Annotated in this window: 14 protein-coding genes; 3 read left to right on the top strand and 11 right to left on the bottom strand. The window is 44.5% G+C overall.

Features of this window, described 5'->3' with window-relative positions; translation table 11 throughout:
* Window positions 1-32: 32 nt before the first annotated feature.
* Window positions 33-419, bottom strand: a complete 387-nt coding sequence (locus MHB64_RS09415) for a VOC family protein (RefSeq protein ID WP_094874022.1) — start codon at window positions 417-419, stop codon at window positions 33-35.
* 194 nt (window positions 420-613) lie between these two features.
* Window positions 614-2176 (bottom strand): fumarate hydratase, encoded by a 1563-nt coding sequence (locus tag MHB64_RS09410; protein ID WP_341136061.1) that lies wholly within the window; start codon window positions 2174-2176, stop codon window positions 614-616.
* A 102-nt stretch (window positions 2177-2278) separates the two neighbouring features.
* Between MHB64_RS09410 and yfbR the strand changes: the two genes are divergently transcribed.
* The gene (gene yfbR / locus MHB64_RS09405; RefSeq protein ID WP_094874021.1) at window positions 2279-2884 is read left to right on the top strand and encodes a 5'-deoxynucleotidase; all 606 of its coding nucleotides are present in this window, start codon (window positions 2279-2281) and stop codon (window positions 2882-2884) included.
* An 89-nt stretch (window positions 2885-2973) separates the two neighbouring features.
* Here yfbR and MHB64_RS09400 read toward each other — a convergent pair whose 3' ends face one another.
* The 5 genes from MHB64_RS09400 to MHB64_RS09380 form a co-directional block, all read right to left on the bottom strand.
* Window positions 2974-3843: an SDR family oxidoreductase gene (locus MHB64_RS09400; RefSeq protein WP_094874020.1), complete on the bottom strand. Its 870-nt coding sequence runs from the start codon at window positions 3841-3843 to the stop codon at window positions 2974-2976.
* Window positions 3844-4055: 212 nt separating this feature from the next.
* Entirely contained in the window at window positions 4056-4484 is a 429-nt protein-coding gene (locus MHB64_RS09395; RefSeq protein ID WP_042125989.1) for a hypothetical protein, read from the bottom strand.
* 172 nt (window positions 4485-4656) lie between these two features.
* Window positions 4657-5598: a malate dehydrogenase gene (gene mdh / locus MHB64_RS09390; RefSeq protein WP_094874019.1), complete on the bottom strand. Its 942-nt coding sequence runs from the start codon at window positions 5596-5598 to the stop codon at window positions 4657-4659.
* Window positions 5599-5654: 56 nt separating this feature from the next.
* Entirely contained in the window at window positions 5655-6950 is a 1296-nt protein-coding gene (gene icd, locus MHB64_RS09385; protein ID WP_094874018.1) for an NADP-dependent isocitrate dehydrogenase, read from the bottom strand.
* Window positions 6951-7101: 151 nt separating this feature from the next.
* Window positions 7102-8214, bottom strand: a complete 1113-nt coding sequence (locus MHB64_RS09380) for a citrate/2-methylcitrate synthase (protein WP_094878343.1) — start codon at window positions 8212-8214, stop codon at window positions 7102-7104.
* A 395-nt stretch (window positions 8215-8609) separates the two neighbouring features.
* Here MHB64_RS09380 and ytvI point away from each other — a divergent pair, with 395 nt between their 5' ends.
* Window positions 8610-9725: a sporulation integral membrane protein YtvI gene (gene ytvI / locus MHB64_RS09375; RefSeq protein ID WP_341134221.1), complete on the top strand. Its 1116-nt coding sequence runs from the start codon at window positions 8610-8612 to the stop codon at window positions 9723-9725.
* A 93-nt stretch (window positions 9726-9818) separates the two neighbouring features.
* On the opposite strand, the gene MHB64_RS09370 is transcribed toward ytvI, so the two are convergent.
* The 3 genes from MHB64_RS09370 to MHB64_RS09360 are packed head-to-tail and all read right to left on the bottom strand — an operon-like array spanning window position 9819 to window position 11961.
* Window positions 9819-10217, bottom strand: coding sequence for an FxsA family protein (locus MHB64_RS09370; protein ID WP_042186523.1), 399 nt, complete (start codon window positions 10215-10217; stop codon window positions 9819-9821).
* Window positions 10214-10741 (bottom strand): acyl-CoA thioesterase, encoded by a 528-nt coding sequence (locus tag MHB64_RS09365; RefSeq protein WP_341134220.1) that lies wholly within the window; start codon window positions 10739-10741, stop codon window positions 10214-10216. Before MHB64_RS09365 ends, MHB64_RS09370 begins: the two co-directional genes overlap by 4 nt.
* A 38-nt stretch (window positions 10742-10779) precedes the next feature.
* Window positions 10780-11961 carry an MFS transporter gene (locus tag MHB64_RS09360; RefSeq protein ID WP_094878345.1) on the bottom strand — a complete coding sequence of 394 codons (1182 nt, stop codon included), beginning with the start codon at window positions 11959-11961 and terminating at the stop codon, window positions 10780-10782.
* Between the two features lie 134 nt (window positions 11962-12095).
* On the opposite strand from MHB64_RS09360, the gene MHB64_RS09355 reads away from it, so the two are divergent.
* Window positions 12096-12767 (top strand): G1 family glutamic endopeptidase, encoded by a 672-nt coding sequence (locus MHB64_RS09355; protein ID WP_094874030.1) that lies wholly within the window; start codon window positions 12096-12098, stop codon window positions 12765-12767.
* A 212-nt stretch (window positions 12768-12979) separates the two neighbouring features.
* Here the strand turns inward: MHB64_RS09355 and pyk are convergent, their stop codons facing one another.
* Window positions 12980-14398, bottom strand: a complete 1419-nt coding sequence (gene pyk, locus MHB64_RS09350) for a pyruvate kinase (RefSeq protein ID WP_094874013.1) — start codon at window positions 14396-14398, stop codon at window positions 12980-12982.
* Window positions 14399-14492: the final 94 nt, after the last annotated feature.

The raw sequence follows: 14492 nt of genomic DNA, 5'->3' as shown, positions 1-14492 counted from the left end.
ACTTTGTATTACTTTTGTAAAATATTATGATTTCATTCTATACAGGTTGCAAGAAACCACTGATTGCCCTGAGTATCCCTAATCCCCGCTCCTCTTTCCCCATAAGGCTTATCTAATGGTTCTTCAATGATGGATGCCCCGGCATCCAAGCACTTACGAAAGGTCTCATCCACATTTCTTACGTATAGATGAATAGCGAGCTGTACGGGTGAATATTTCTCATTCGCTTCGGAAACCTCAATAATCGAATCTCCTATTCTAAGTTCTGCATGTCTAATCTTGCCTTCATCATTCCGCAGCATATCATTAATTCTTGCATCAAAGCAGTTCACAACAAAATCAATCAATTGATCTGCATCAGCCACAATGAAATACGGAGTAACGTTAAGAAGACCATTTCTAATATAATGTGGTACCATTCGTAAACCTCCTTTAGACAAGCATAAACACCTTCGACGTCACTATCATATGGACACTAAGTGATTACACGAGGAATATAAGGATAAATTATAGCGTGGAACATATAAATTCTTATATTTTTGATAAAACCGGAGAAAAAGCCATAGCAGCGGATGTCCCCACTTTATGACTAATTCACCGGACTGTACCTGACTTATTTAAATACAGGTTCTTTAAACTGAGTTAATTTTGCTGCGGAATCTTTCTCTACATCTGCGTGCAGACTGTTGCCATGGGCATCCATCGTTACAATAGCAGCAAAACCATCCACATCCAAATGCCACATTGCTTCAGGAATGCCAAATTCCATAAAATCAACAGCATTTACCTTCTTGATGCATTCCGCATAATACTGTGCGGCGCCGCCAATTGCATTGAGATATACGCCCCCGTGCTCCTGAAGAGCTTTTAACGTTTTTGGACCCATTCCACCTTTTCCGATGACGGCACGAATTCCAAATTTTTTGATGATATCGCCTTGATAGGGCTCTTCACGGATACTAGTAGTCGGACCCGCTGCTTTAACATGCCAGCCTTCCTCGTCCTTCATCATTACAGGACCACAGTGATAGATAACTGCACCGTTCAAATCCACCGGAGCCTCATGATCCATTAGATATTTATGAAGTGCATCGCGGCCCGTATGCATTTCACCGGATAAAATTACTACATCCCCAACTCGTAAACTACGAATATCTTCTTCACTAATCGGTGTAGTCAGGCGGACTTCGCGAGATCCAGCAGCTGCATTGTCTTCACTTGCATCTGCCACCTCCGTTTCCGACGCCTGGTCCCGTCCATCATCAACCGAAATCCCTGTACCACTCTCGTACAGCCAGTCCTCTATATTGCCCGTTGACGGATCAACCAGCACGCCTTGGCGTCGGAAAGCCCAGCAGTTGTAGGCAACAGATACGAAAAAGCTGGCTGGTAAACGATTCATAACGCCGATCTTACAACCAAGCAGCGAAACTTCCCCACCAAAGCCCATCGTTCCAATACCCAGCTTATTGGCGTTTTCCATGATGTAGTCTTCCAGCTTGTTGAGATCCTCTATTGGATTAACATCCTCCACTTTGCGGAACAACTGCTTCTTAGCCAGCTCATAGCCAGTTGTTCGGTCACCGCCGATACCAACACCAATAAAACCAGCGCTACAGCCTTGCCCTTGTGCCTGATAAACAGCATGTAAAATACATTTACGAATTCCGTCCAGATCACGGCCTGCCTTGCCCAATCCTTCTAATTCTGCTGGAAGGCTGTATTGAATATTCTTATTCTCGCAGCCGCCACCCTTCAGAATCAGTCTGACATCTATTTTTTCCTCTTCCCATTGTTCAAAATGAATGACCGGTGTACCTGCTCCCAAATTATCTCCGCTGTTCTCACCTGTCAGTGAATCTACAGAATTTGGACGAAGCTTGCCATTCTTTGTTGCCCGTACAATGGCGTTATGAATATCTTTTTTCATCTCAATCTGATTGATTCCCACAGGTGTGTGAATAATAAATGTAGGCATTCCCGTATCCTGACAGATCGGTGATACTTGCTGCTCAGCCATTCCGATATTTTGAGCAATCGTAGTTAACGCAAGACCTGACCGGGTAGCTCTGTCCTCTAGTGCGCGACCCTTGGCGACCGCCCGGCGTACATCACCCGGCAAGTTCGTGGACGTTTCAACAATTAGATTATAAATGCTGTCTTCAAAATGCTGCATATTCATTCAAGCTCCTCTCAGCAGATCCAGATTATCAAAAGTCTGATACAATTAGTATAATAATATCATACCTAGCAGCTCATGAAAGGGGTTACTTTAAAATTGAACTACCATTTTTCCGCCTATTTATACCGGCTTCAATATATTCAGCGCTGGAGCCTAATGCGCAGCACCGCACCTGAGAACGTTGCTGAGCATTCTTTTCATGTAGCTCTGCTCACACATATGCTCTGTTCCATTGGCAATATTCATTATGGACGTTCATTAAACGCCGAAAGAGCAGCAACTATGGCCCTGTTCCATGATGCCAGCGAAGTGTTCACGGGTGACATTGCCACACCAGTGAAATACAATAATCCTCGGCTACTTACCAGCTTCCGCGAAATGGAAAGAATTGCTGCGGAACGCTTGACCGGTATGATTCCTCCCGAGCTTCAGGGTATTTACACGCAGCTCATGCAGCCGGAAGACAGCTCTCCAGATTCAGAGGACGTTCTGCTCCACAGCTACGTTAAGGCTGCCGATCGACTGGATGCTTACCTAAAATGTGTCTGGGAGGTTGCTGCGGGCAACCGCGAATTCGCAGCGGCGAAGGAGCAGACGGTAGCAAAGCTGCGCGGGCTTGGCTTAGAGGAAGTGGATTATTTCCTAACTCATATGGCTCCAAGCTTTGAAATGTCTCTGGATGAACTCTCTAACGGAAACTAAAATCCCAAGATCAATACAAAAAGCTCTAATTCGGCTAACCCTGAATTAGAGCTTTCTGTATAAGAATCTAGGTTTGGTTGGCTGAGCATCTACCCGTTTACGACCTCGCCACCATTTACATGGATAACCTGTCCGGTCACATAACTCGAATCGTCGGAGGCTAGATACACATAAGCTGGAGCCAGCTCCTCCGGTTGTCCCGGTCGCTTCATAGGCTGTGTACCGCCGAACTCACTAACCTGCTGTGCATCAAAAGTAGATGGAATAAGCGGTGTCCAAATTGGCCCCGGAGCAACGCCATTTACCCGAATGCCCTTCTCTGCCAAATTCGTAGATAAGGAACGCGTGAAGCTCAGAATGGCTCCTTTCGTTGACGAATAGTCCAGTAATTGTGGACTACCACGATAAGCGGTAATAGAAGTCGTATTAATGATAGCAGATCCTGCTTTTAGATGAGGCATAGCCGCTTTGGTCAAATAAAACATTGCAAATATATTCGTACGAAATGTACGCTCTAGCTGCTCGGACGTAATATCCTCGATTTTAGCTTGTGGATGTTGCTCCGCCGCGTTATTGATGAGAATATCCAGTTTCCCGAGGCCCTCTACCGTTTGTTTAATGAGATCTTTACAGAAGGATTCCACACCAATATCTCCAGGAATCAAAATGCATTTGCGACCTTCCTGCTCCACCTGACGTTTCGTTTCCTCTGCATCAGAGTGTTCATTCAGATATGAAATAACTACATCAGCGCCTTCTTTTGCAAAAAGAACAGCTACTGCCCGTCCGATCCCGCTGTCTCCTCCAGTAATAAGTGCCGCCTTGCCCTGCAACTTACCTGCCGCCTTATAATTAGCCGGCTCATATTTCGGCAACGGCTTCATTTCACTCTCAATCCCTGGTTGATGATGTTGTTCTTGCGGGGGTAAGGTTTTTGTAGATTGCTTGTTGTCTGACATAATCCCTAGCTCCTCTCGTGAAGCAATTGATAGTTAACTGATTGTCTTAGGATGGCTCAAGCGTATATGTTTATACGCTGGCTTTATCATTTTTTTCAAATTGCCGTATGGAAAGTTACTTACCACAATACAGATAGAATCAAACAATCCGAAGTTTTTTGAACACAAAAAACCCGCTCTCCTTTACGGAAGCGGGCTCATAGTCGTACAGATTAAATAATATCGTTAAATACCATGAAGAATACCATAAGCAGCAATGACACGGACAGCAGCGCACTAAGTGTACGCAATTTGCCTGTTTCTGCTTTGACGTCACGATTCTCACGAATTCCAGCAGCAGCAAGACGCAGAGGCTTGCTCATAATACCACCAAGTGCAAACATAGCTAGCAGCAGGACAACAATAATAATCATCCAGGCTACAGAATAATCGCCCTTGGTCATCATGTAACCACCTGTAAGCAGTTGAATCACCAAACCGTACTGTGCAAAGCGGTTAAATCCAGTAACTGCACTTAATGTACCTTCTTTTGCTGCAGGCGACAATTTCTCAGCACGACCGATGATGAAAGGCAGTACAAGGTAAAATCCTAGCGCCAGTGTCCCGATCATATGTAAGAAAAACAAAACATTCCAATCCATATCATATCTCCTCCAATTTAACTGTGATAATAGTTACATATAATTATACCCATAATATTAGAATAAGAAAAGCAACTTAGGTGTCCATTTATTGAAGTTGTTGATATAAAAAAAGAGAGCGCCCTTAAGCCTTTTCACGGCGTTCGGGACCCTCCCTTTCTTCTGACACAATCTACACAGATAATATTGCAGTTACGCTACGTACGGACTCCGCGGACTTATCCAAAGCCACTTTCTCCTCAGCCGTAAGCTCCAGTTCAAAAACCTTCTCAATCCCATTCGCACCTAGAAGAGCTGGAACGCCCAGAAATAGATTGTCATAACCATATTCGCCTTCAAGCAAGGCAATAACCGGAATGATCCGTTTCTTATCCTTCAAGATCGCTTCTGTCATTTGAACTAAAGAGGCAGCAGGAGCATAATACGCACTACCATTTCCTAAAAGGTCAACGATTTCCCCGCCACCCACACGTGTACGCTTCACAATCTCCTCGATACGATCCGCAGAAATCAATGTATCAATTGGAATGCCTCCGACACTAGAATAACGAACGAGCGGTACCATATCATTGCCGTGTCCGCCGATTACGAAACCACGTACATCTTCAACGGATACGTTCAGTTCTTGCGCAATAAAAGTGCAGTAACGGGCTGTATCCAGCACGCCGGATTGTCCGATTACTCGATTCTTCGGAAAGCCTAACGCTTCAAACGCAGCATAAGTCATCGCATCTACCGGGTTACTCAAAATGATTACGATAGATTCAGGAGCTACTTGCCTTACGTTCTCGCATACGGACTTCACAATCCCTGCATTGATATTCACAAGATCGTCGCGGCTCATCCCAGGTTTACGGGCAATCCCTGCAGTGATAATTACAATATCAGAATCTACAGCGTCTTCATAACTTGAGGTCCCTATAATATGACTGTCGAATCTCTGCACAGGACCAGCTTCTTGCATGTCAAGCGCCTTTCCCTTGGTTGGGTTCTCCATTTGTGGGATATCGAGCAGCACAACGTCACCAAGTTCCTTTTGAGCTAACATAAGAGCTGTAGTAGCGCCGGTAAAACCGGCACCTACCACTGTAATTTTATAACGCTTGATCGCCACAGATTCGCCTCCTAGAAATGATAAAGGTAAGGCTAATGTTATCTGGCAAATCTAACCTAAAGGTGGTTAATAATTTCGTCAGCAAATGCGGAGCATTTCAGCTCAGTTGCACCTTCCATCAGACGGGCAAAGTCATAAGTCACGGTCTTATTGTTAATAGCAGTTTCCATACCTTTATAAATCAGGTCCGCTGCTTCCTGCCAGCCCAAGTGCTCCAAGAGCATTACGCCGGACAGAATGACAGAACCAGGATTCACAACGTCTTTGTCTGCATATTTAGGAGCTGTACCATGGGTAGCTTCAAAGATGGCGTGGCCAGTAATGTAATTAATATTCGCTCCAGGAGCGATGCCGATGCCGCCGATTTGTGCTGCCAGTGCGTCGGACAGGTAATCCCCGTTCAGGTTCAACGTAGCAATAACATCGAAATCAGTTGGACGAGTCAGAACTTGTTGCAGTGCGATATCCGCAATTGCATCCTTGATAATGATTTTGCCAGCAGCTTCAGCATCCTTCTGAGCAGCATTAGCAGCAGCCTCACCATCACGTTCCTTAATCACATCATATTGGCTCCAAGTGAAGACCTTATCTCCGAACTCTTGCTCAGCTACTTCATAACCCCAGTTTTTGAAGGCACCTTCAGTGAACTTCATGATGTTTCCTTTGTGAACAAGCGTTACGCTCTTACGTCCGTGCTTGATCGCATATTCAATGGCAGCGCGCACCAAGCGCTTCGAACCTTCGGAGGATACCGGTTTAATACCAATACCAGAAGTTTCAGGGAAGCGGATTTTGTTAACTCCCATCTCTTTTTGCAGGAATTCGATGACTTTCTTCACTTCAGCAGAGCCTTCTTGATATTCAATCCCTGCATAGATATCCTCTGTATTCTCACGGAAAATAACCATATCCACCAGCTCAGGACGTTTAACAGGAGAAGGTACACCTTGGAAATAACGAACTGGACGCAGACATACGTACAAATCCAATTCTTGACGCAAAGCTACATTTAATGAACGAATACCGCCTCCGATTGGAGTAGTAAGTGGGCCCTTGATCGCCACAAAATATTCGCGGATAGCTTCGAGCGTATCATTTGGCAGCCATTCACCATATGTATTGAAAGCTTTTTCGCCAGCAAATACTTCGTACCAAGCGATTTGCTTAGTGCCACCATAAGCTTTAGATACTGCTGCATCAAGTACGCGCTTGGAAGCTTTCCAAATATCACGGCCTGTGCCGTCACCCTCGATAAAAGGAATGATTGGATGATTAGGAACTTGTAGTTTTCCTTCTTTAATCGTGATTTGTTCGCCTTCTGTAGGTAGATCGAATTTTTCTAGTTTCAACATTTGAGTGTATTCCTCCTAAAGTTTTGTGGGATTTAAATAGCATTGACAAGCATCGAACAAAACTCTCGTCAAAATTAAAAATATAAATTTAAAATACTATGGCTAGGGTTCATTCTACTAAACTTTAGGAGCAGCCTGCAAGGCTGCTCTCCTATCTTTCATCTACTGGAACGTATTTCTGTTCGACCATACCCGTGTATTCTGCACGTGGACGAATAATGCGGTTATCAGTATATTGCTCCAGAATATGTGCAGTCCAACCTGAAGTCCGGCTAATTGCAAAAATAGGAGTGAACAGTTCACGATCTATGCCAAGCTGTGTATAGACAGAAGCCGAATAGAAATCAACATTAGGTCTTAATCCCTTTTGCCCGGTAATCAATTGTTCAATATTTACGGACATGTCGTACAGGGTGGTGTCATTTTTCATCGTGCCAAGCTCCAGCGACATTTTCATCAAATGCTTTGCACGTGGATCACCATTCTTATACACACGATGACCGAAGCCCATGATCTTCTCACGGTTATCCAGTTTCTTACGGATAAACGGTTCAACCGCTTCCAAACTTCCGATCTCTTCTAGCATCTTCATAACAGCTTCATTTGCCCCACCGTGAAGCGGGCCTTTGAGCGCACCAATAGCGGAGGTAACCCCAGAATAAATATCGGATAATGTCGCAACTGTAACCCGGCCAGCAAAAGTTGAAGCATTCAGCTCATGGTCCGCATGAAGAACAAGTGCGGTATCAAGTGCTTTGACAGATACGCTGTCCGGATCTTTTCCCCACAGCATATACAGGAAGTTCTCAGCAATAGAAACGCCTTCTTTCGGAGCCACTGGTTCGAGCCCTTTGCGAATACGCGACAGTGCCGCCACAATTGTCGGGAGTTGTGCCTGCAGTTTTACCGCCTTAATCTCGTTCGCTTCTCTGCTCATATCGTCCGCCGCTTCATCATAGAGAGCAAGGCTTGATACAGCCGACCGCAATGCTGCCATGGTGTTGGCGTCTTTTGGATAGAGCTTCATTTGCTCGATTACCTGTTCAGGAATCTGTGCGAAGGCACTAAGATCCCGCTTGAGCGCTTCCAGCTCTGGCACCGTCGGCAGACTGCCGAACCATAACAAATAAGCTGTTTCTTCGAAGGTAGCATGTTCTGCAAGTTCATCAATATCATAACCGCGGTAAGTGAGTACACCATCCACAATGGAGCTAATGGATGAAGTTGTTGCAACGATACCTTCCAAGCCTTTGGTAGCTGTCATAGCATATCTCTCCTTTGCCAACAAGGTATAAAAACAATCTTAGTTCCATGAAAACATTTCCAATTAAAAGCATTAAAAAATCTAATAAGTGCGTGTAAGAACATCTCCGTCAGGAATGCTGTATGACCAACTTACTTTTTATCTTTATTTATCATACTGGATTTTGTCGGTTATGTGAACAATGTGGAAGCTTTGCAGCGCATCAAATGATTTTATCAGAGAGATAGAAAAAAACTTCTAACCCCCTGATTCAATGATTCCATTTCAGTTTATAGTTGCCGGCCCATTCTAATATTTATCCCGCATTCTAGTCTTTAAATCGATCCTATGAATATATATGAAGACGAGCTCTTATTCCCCTGTCTATGCAGGAATGAAGAAGGTGTGGTCTCGGTATGGATCGTTTGGTATTAAAAAGACTGCTGCGCGGCCTGTGGGTCGTTCTGGCAACTTCCATCCTCCTGCTCGCAATCTATTTATTACTTCCGCTGTTATACCCCTTGTTGCTTGCTTGGCTGCTCGCATATATCATGCATCCATTAGTGCTTATTCTTAAAGGCTTTAAATTACCAAGCTGGCTTGCGGTATCACTCGCGCTCCTATTTTACATAGGCGGAATCACACTAGTCTTAACCGCAATGATTACAAGACTCGTAAAAGAATTAATCGTCTTGCTGCAAACCTTTAATCTCCACACCGACCAATGGAAGGATCTTCTGATGTCCTTAAGCCAGAATGCAAGCATTCAGAATATCATCAACCAGATTAATCAATTTTACCAAGACAATCCTGACTATCATGCTACGATTGACAGCAATATCAGCAGAACAACGGAAACTGTAGGTTACGCAGTCACGCAAGTGGTCACGGGATTCTTTAATATAATATTGAAACTGATCTCCGCACTTCCTAGTATGGGTACGATTCTTATTGTGGTTGTCCTCGCTGCCTTTTTCATTAGTACGAGTTGGGAGCGTCATAATGATAAACTTACAGGCTGGCTGCCGACAGCATTCCTAAAGCCTGTGTCAGGTATCTGGAAAGATTTACGCAGAGCGCTCTTTGGTTATCTTCGCGCCCAGGTAATCCTGATCTCCATCACAGCGATCATTGTAGTCATCGGGCTGCTGCTGCTGGGTGTGAAGTCTGCATTCGCTATCGGCTTAATGATTGGCTTTGTGGATCTACTGCCTTATCTCGGTGTGGGAATTGTGATGCTGCCTTGGGCGCTATATTCTTATATGACGGACAATCTAGCGCTAGGGATAGGAATATCCATACTCTACGCTGTTATTCTTATTACCCGGCAGGTACTTGAGCCGAAAGTGCTCGCTAGCAGCATTGGACTTGATCCCCTTGCCATGTTGATTGGCATGTTCGCCGGTCTGCAGTTGTTCGGTATGCTAGGGCTGATCATCGGACCCGTTATCCTTGTAGTCCTTGTTGCCTTTAACCGAGCTGGCGTATTCCGAGCTTTACACAGCTACATTGTTAGCGGCAGATTAAGATAGGAACCGAAAAGCATCGATTCGTAAAATAGCAAACAGAGCGGGCCCTTCAGCAATGACAGGGGTCCGCTCTGTTTATTGTTGTAAAAAAGATTACTAACGACGGTAAAAGGTGAAGGTGCCATTCTTCATCTTCTTCTCAATCCACTTCAGCAAAAATATACGGTACAAAGGCCGGGTCAATGGAAATACTAGCGTAAAACCGACAATATCGGTTACGAAACCTGGCAATATCAGTAGTAATCCTCCGAAAAAAATACATAAACCATCCAGCATCGTCCGTCCAGGAACGCGGCCCTCCTGCATATGTGTTCTGCTGTCCTGCAGCACTTTTTTACCTTCAAATCGCATCATTAGTAGACCGATTACTGAAGTGGTCAGCATAAGCAGCAACGTTTTAAATGCTCCAAGTTGATCTGCTACGTAGATAAAACCGAATAATTCCACAGCAGGAATAATAAATAGTCCAGCCCATAACCATTTGCTTCTAATCATACTGAACCCCCTTCTTCCCGCAGCGCCTCTTTTATTGCGTGAAAGAGCTCTGGAAGGGCTCTATCCAGCCTAGCAGGCCTCCATTCCTGGTTCACCCAAACATGACTTGTCGTGCCGGTAACCAGCAGTTCCCCAGGTGGATCCATCGACCGCAACTCCCCTAGAGTAGCCAATAAACCTTCTGAATTTCTACCTTCTTCTTCCGAGAGCCTCCGCACTTGATACTCAAATACGACTCGCAACGCTGAGAAGGCAGTCATTCGCGCATACACGGAGATAAGATCATCATATCGTGCCGGACTTTTAAATTGCAAATCTGCTGAGGTGACAGGAAGTAAGACGCCTTGTTTCTCAAGTTCGCGATAAGTAAAACCAACCTGACGAAACATCTCCGTACGACCAGACTCAAACCAGTTCAAATAATTCGCATGATATACGACACCCATCTGATCACTTTCCTGATAGCGAACACGCAAGGTTGACTTATACCATCGGCTGGGCAATCCAGCTCTTTCTAATTCCATCTATTAATACTCCTTTCAGCATAGCAGCAGGGGAGCGTTTAAGCCTGGACCCCGCCTGAAGATAGCGTCGTCGATAATTTGCGCCGAGAGCTTCTGGCAACATAGAACAGCAGCATTGCTCCTGCGATAGAGCTCAACATACAAGACAGATTCATTACTTCTACACCGCCTTGATTGAGCAAGAATCCATTCAGTAAATTACCGACAATGCCAGAAAAACCTGCAAACACCATATTAAATACACTTTGGCCAGTGGCCTGCATCTCGTTAGACGTGATCTGAGATACATATTCGACTGCAGCAATATAAAAGAACCCAAATGAAAGACCATGCAGCACTTGCACTCCGATCATTACCGATGGATAAGGAAAAGCAACCTGAATACCCCACCGCAAAACATAAATAAGAGCCCCAAGGAGCAAGGTCCGCTCCCGACCCAACCTCTTAATCACTTTAGAAGCAAACAGCATGGAAGGCACATTCGTCACCGATGCGAGAAAGAGCGCAATCCCTGCATAACGCGTAGACCCACCAACCGATTGAAAAGCGATTACAAAGTATGTACCAAAAGCAGCCATCGTCTGGTTCACAAGAAAGCTCCCACCCAAAAACGCAAGGAAAACCCGATTCCCCAGCAGTTGTCTTACCCCCTGAGTAAACGATTGCCTCATCATATGATTCTCTTCCGCCTGCTTCGGCAATGTAAACGCAATAAGGACTGCAATCAGATTAAAAAAGAGAAAAGGCAGCCATATCGTGGATACAGAGAAGGTAGAAACGTATACCCCTCCTGCATAAGCTCCCAGAGCCGCTCCAATGCTCATCATAAGCCGGATGCTACCGTAAGTGGCTCCAGCTCTATTCGCCGCCGAGATCGCGTAAGAATCAGCTATAGGAGCCTGTGTAGAGGAGAAGATCGTTGAAGCGGTATAGACCATTAGCAGCACTATAAAATATTCGGAACGGTAAAAGACAGCTAATAAAGCTGGAACCGCCACACTTAGGATTAGTACTAAACGCGTCTGATTATACCGATCAGAGATAATCCCCCACATCGGCTGAATGGTGATTGCAACTAGTGTGCCTGTTGCCATTAGTATACCTATCTGTCCACTATTAAGTCCATTATGGACCAGCAGCAGCGAAAGATAAGAGCCAAATGAACCGCCGGCCAATCCTAAAAACAGATAAAAGCCGCGCAGCTTCGATAATTTTTCCATTTGTACTATGAGTCCTCCAGCTTTATATTTTTATATTTTAACAGAACACCCGTACTTCATATGTAATCATCGCATTTAATATAGCAGTACTATAAAAGGCGGTGGACAAGTTGAGCACAAAATATAATTCTCTCATGGTAAATCATCCTTGTCTAACAGACAAATCTAATGCGAGCAATAAACAAAGCTCTGCCTTTGGCTGGTCTTCTAAGAATTGGAGTGGTTACACTGTTACTGGTAGAAAAGGGGCATTCAATCGCATTTCTGGTGAATGGATCGTCCCATATATAAAACCAACCCACAAATCTACCTATTCCTCCGCATGGATTGGCATCGACGGCTTCAAGAACAGCAGCCTTATCCAGACGGGAACAGGTCATGAATTCGTAAATGGGAATGCACGTTATTACGCCTGGTGGGAAATACTACCTGACGCTGAGACCGTAATCCCTTTTCCAGTATACCCTGGAGATCATATGAAAGGTACTATCACAAAAATAAGCCATACGAAGTGGTCTATCTCACTCCGGAATTTAAGCCGAAATTGGACCTTCCGAACGCTTCAGCGATATACTGGTCCACAGACCTCCGGCGAATGGATTATGGAGGCTCCCGAGGTCGATGGTTCCATCGCAAAGCTGGCCCGCGTTGGTACTACCTATTTCAACTGCTGCCGAATCAATGGAAAACGACCTAGGTTAACTCTTTCAAATGGAGGGATCATGGTCCAGAATAACACCACCGTTGCGGTTCCTTCCAGTCCAAGCCCTCGAGGGGACTCTTTTAGCGTCAAACGTATATACTAACAGCATAAATGGATTAAGTACAAAAAAAGAGCTGCCTCATTTGTAGATTTTCACTACATCTGAGACAGCTCTTTTATTTAAAGAAATATAAGTTTCACACTATACATTATCCTTATATTTCTCACATAAACGCTTACCGTCCTTTAGGGACGCCAACCGCGTTTTGGCTTAGCTAAGTAAAAACTATGAATCAGGCAAAGCACTGTCGAGTACTACTCGATTGTGCTTACTTTTACCAAGTTAGTGGAACCGGAACGTCCAAGTGGAATTCCTGCAGTAATCACAACTAGGTCGCCAGCTTGAACCAGACCGGAATCCTTACCACCTTGGATTGCTGTTTCAAGCAATTCATCTGTGGAAGTAGCTACTTTACCGAATACTGGCGTTACGCCCCAAACGAGGGACAATTGACGCATAGTTCTTTCTTGTGTTGTAACAGCAATGATTGGTGCTTTAGGACGGTATTTGGAAACAACGCGTGCAGTATGACCTGTAACAGTCGAAGAAAGAATAGCCTTAGCGTTCAAATCCAAAGCGGAAATAGCAACGGATTGGCTAATAGCTTCTGTAACTGTAGTTTCTTGTGCAGTTTGTTGTTTCGAGAAAATTTCATGATGATCCAAAGCGGACTCCGCTTTCTCAGCAATACGGGACATTGTAAGAACGGATTCTACTGGATATTTACCAGCAGCAGTTTCTCCGGAAAGCATGATTGCATCTGTTCCGTCGAAAATAGCGTTTGCTACGTCACTTGCTTCAGCACGAGTAGGACGTGGGTTACGTTGCATCGAATCCAGCATTTGTGTAGCTGTGATTACTGGTTTGCCAGCAACATTACATTTTTGAATCATCAATTTTTGAGCCAAAGGTACATCTTCAGCTGGAATTTCAACACCAAGGTCACCACGAGCAACCATCAGGCCATCGGAAGCTTCTAAAATTTCATCAAGGTTGTCAACACCTTGTTGGTTTTCGATTTTGGAAATGATTTGAATGTGAGAAGCGTTGTTTTTCGAAAGCAGCTCACGAATTTCCTGAACGTCGCTAGCTTTGCGAACGAAGGAAGCGGCGATAAAATCGATGTCCTGTTCGATACCAAAAAGAATATCGTTGGTGTCTTTTTCCGTAATACCCGGCAAGGAGATGTTTACTCCTGGTACGTTAACGCCCTTCTTGCTCTTGATCGTACCACCGTTTACAATACGGGTCTTGATTTCAGTTCCTTGAATGTCGACAACTGTCAAACCAATCAGACCGTCATCAATAAGGATGGTGGAGCCTACTTGAACATCATTAGGAAGCTCGCTGTACGTGATGGAAATACGTTCTTGGGTGCCAAGGATTTCTTCCGTAGTTAGTGTCAGGTACTCGTCCTGAACTAGTTCAATCGGTTCTACTTCCAACTTGCCTGTGCGAATCTCCGGTCCTTTTGTATCGAGCAGGATAGCTACAGTTTTGTTCAGTTCCTTAGATGCTTGACGGATCGTTTTAATCCGAGCACCATGCTCTTCAAAATCGCCGTGGGAGAAATTCAAACGGGCCACATTCATTCCAGCCAAAATCAATTTTTTGATATTCTCCAACGATTCACTCGCAGGTCCGATCGTACATACAATTTTACTTTTCCGCATTAGGTTTTCCTCCGTTTTTTCGTTCTCTCTGTCTCACTTTTTCCAACTACAAAATCTACTACAAGGCTAACTAATTAAATAGGAACTTTGTCAC

The organism is Paenibacillus sp. FSL K6-2859, from assembly GCF_038008265.1.
Classification (GTDB): Bacteria; Bacillota; Bacilli; order Paenibacillales; family Paenibacillaceae; genus Paenibacillus_AQ; species Paenibacillus_AQ nitricinens.
Note: the sequence above shows the minus strand (reverse complement) of the source record. Positions and strands in the feature narration are given on the sequence as shown.

Coding starts and splice junctions, on each gene's coding strand:
- MHB64_RS09415 (WP_094874022.1), bottom strand. CDS start 419: ATGGTACCACATTATATTAGAAATGGTCTTCTTAACGTTACTCCGTAT.
- MHB64_RS09410 (WP_341136061.1), bottom strand. CDS start 2,176: ATGCAGCATTTTGAAGACAGCATTTATAATCTAATTGTTGAAACGTCC.
- MHB64_RS09400 (WP_094874020.1), bottom strand. CDS start 3,843: ATGTCAGACAACAAGCAATCTACAAAAACCTTACCCCCGCAAGAACAA.
- MHB64_RS09395 (WP_042125989.1), bottom strand. CDS start 4,484: ATGGATTGGAATGTTTTGTTTTTCTTACATATGATCGGGACACTGGCG.
- icd (WP_094874018.1), bottom strand. CDS start 6,950: ATGTTGAAACTAGAAAAATTCGATCTACCTACAGAAGGCGAACAAATC.
- MHB64_RS09380 (WP_094878343.1), bottom strand. CDS start 8,214: ATGACAGCTACCAAAGGCTTGGAAGGTATCGTTGCAACAACTTCATCC.
- ytvI (WP_341134221.1), top strand. CDS start 8,610: ATGGATCGTTTGGTATTAAAAAGACTGCTGCGCGGCCTGTGGGTCGTT.
- MHB64_RS09370 (WP_042186523.1), bottom strand. CDS start 10,217: ATGATTAGAAGCAAATGGTTATGGGCTGGACTATTTATTATTCCTGCT.
- MHB64_RS09365 (WP_341134220.1), bottom strand. CDS start 10,741: ATGGAATTAGAAAGAGCTGGATTGCCCAGCCGATGGTATAAGTCAACC.
- MHB64_RS09360 (WP_094878345.1), bottom strand. CDS start 11,961: ATGGAAAAATTATCGAAGCTGCGCGGCTTTTATCTGTTTTTAGGATTG.
- MHB64_RS09355 (WP_094874030.1), top strand. CDS start 12,096: ATGGTAAATCATCCTTGTCTAACAGACAAATCTAATGCGAGCAATAAA.
- pyk (WP_094874013.1), bottom strand. CDS start 14,398: ATGCGGAAAAGTAAAATTGTATGTACGATCGGACCTGCGAGTGAATCG.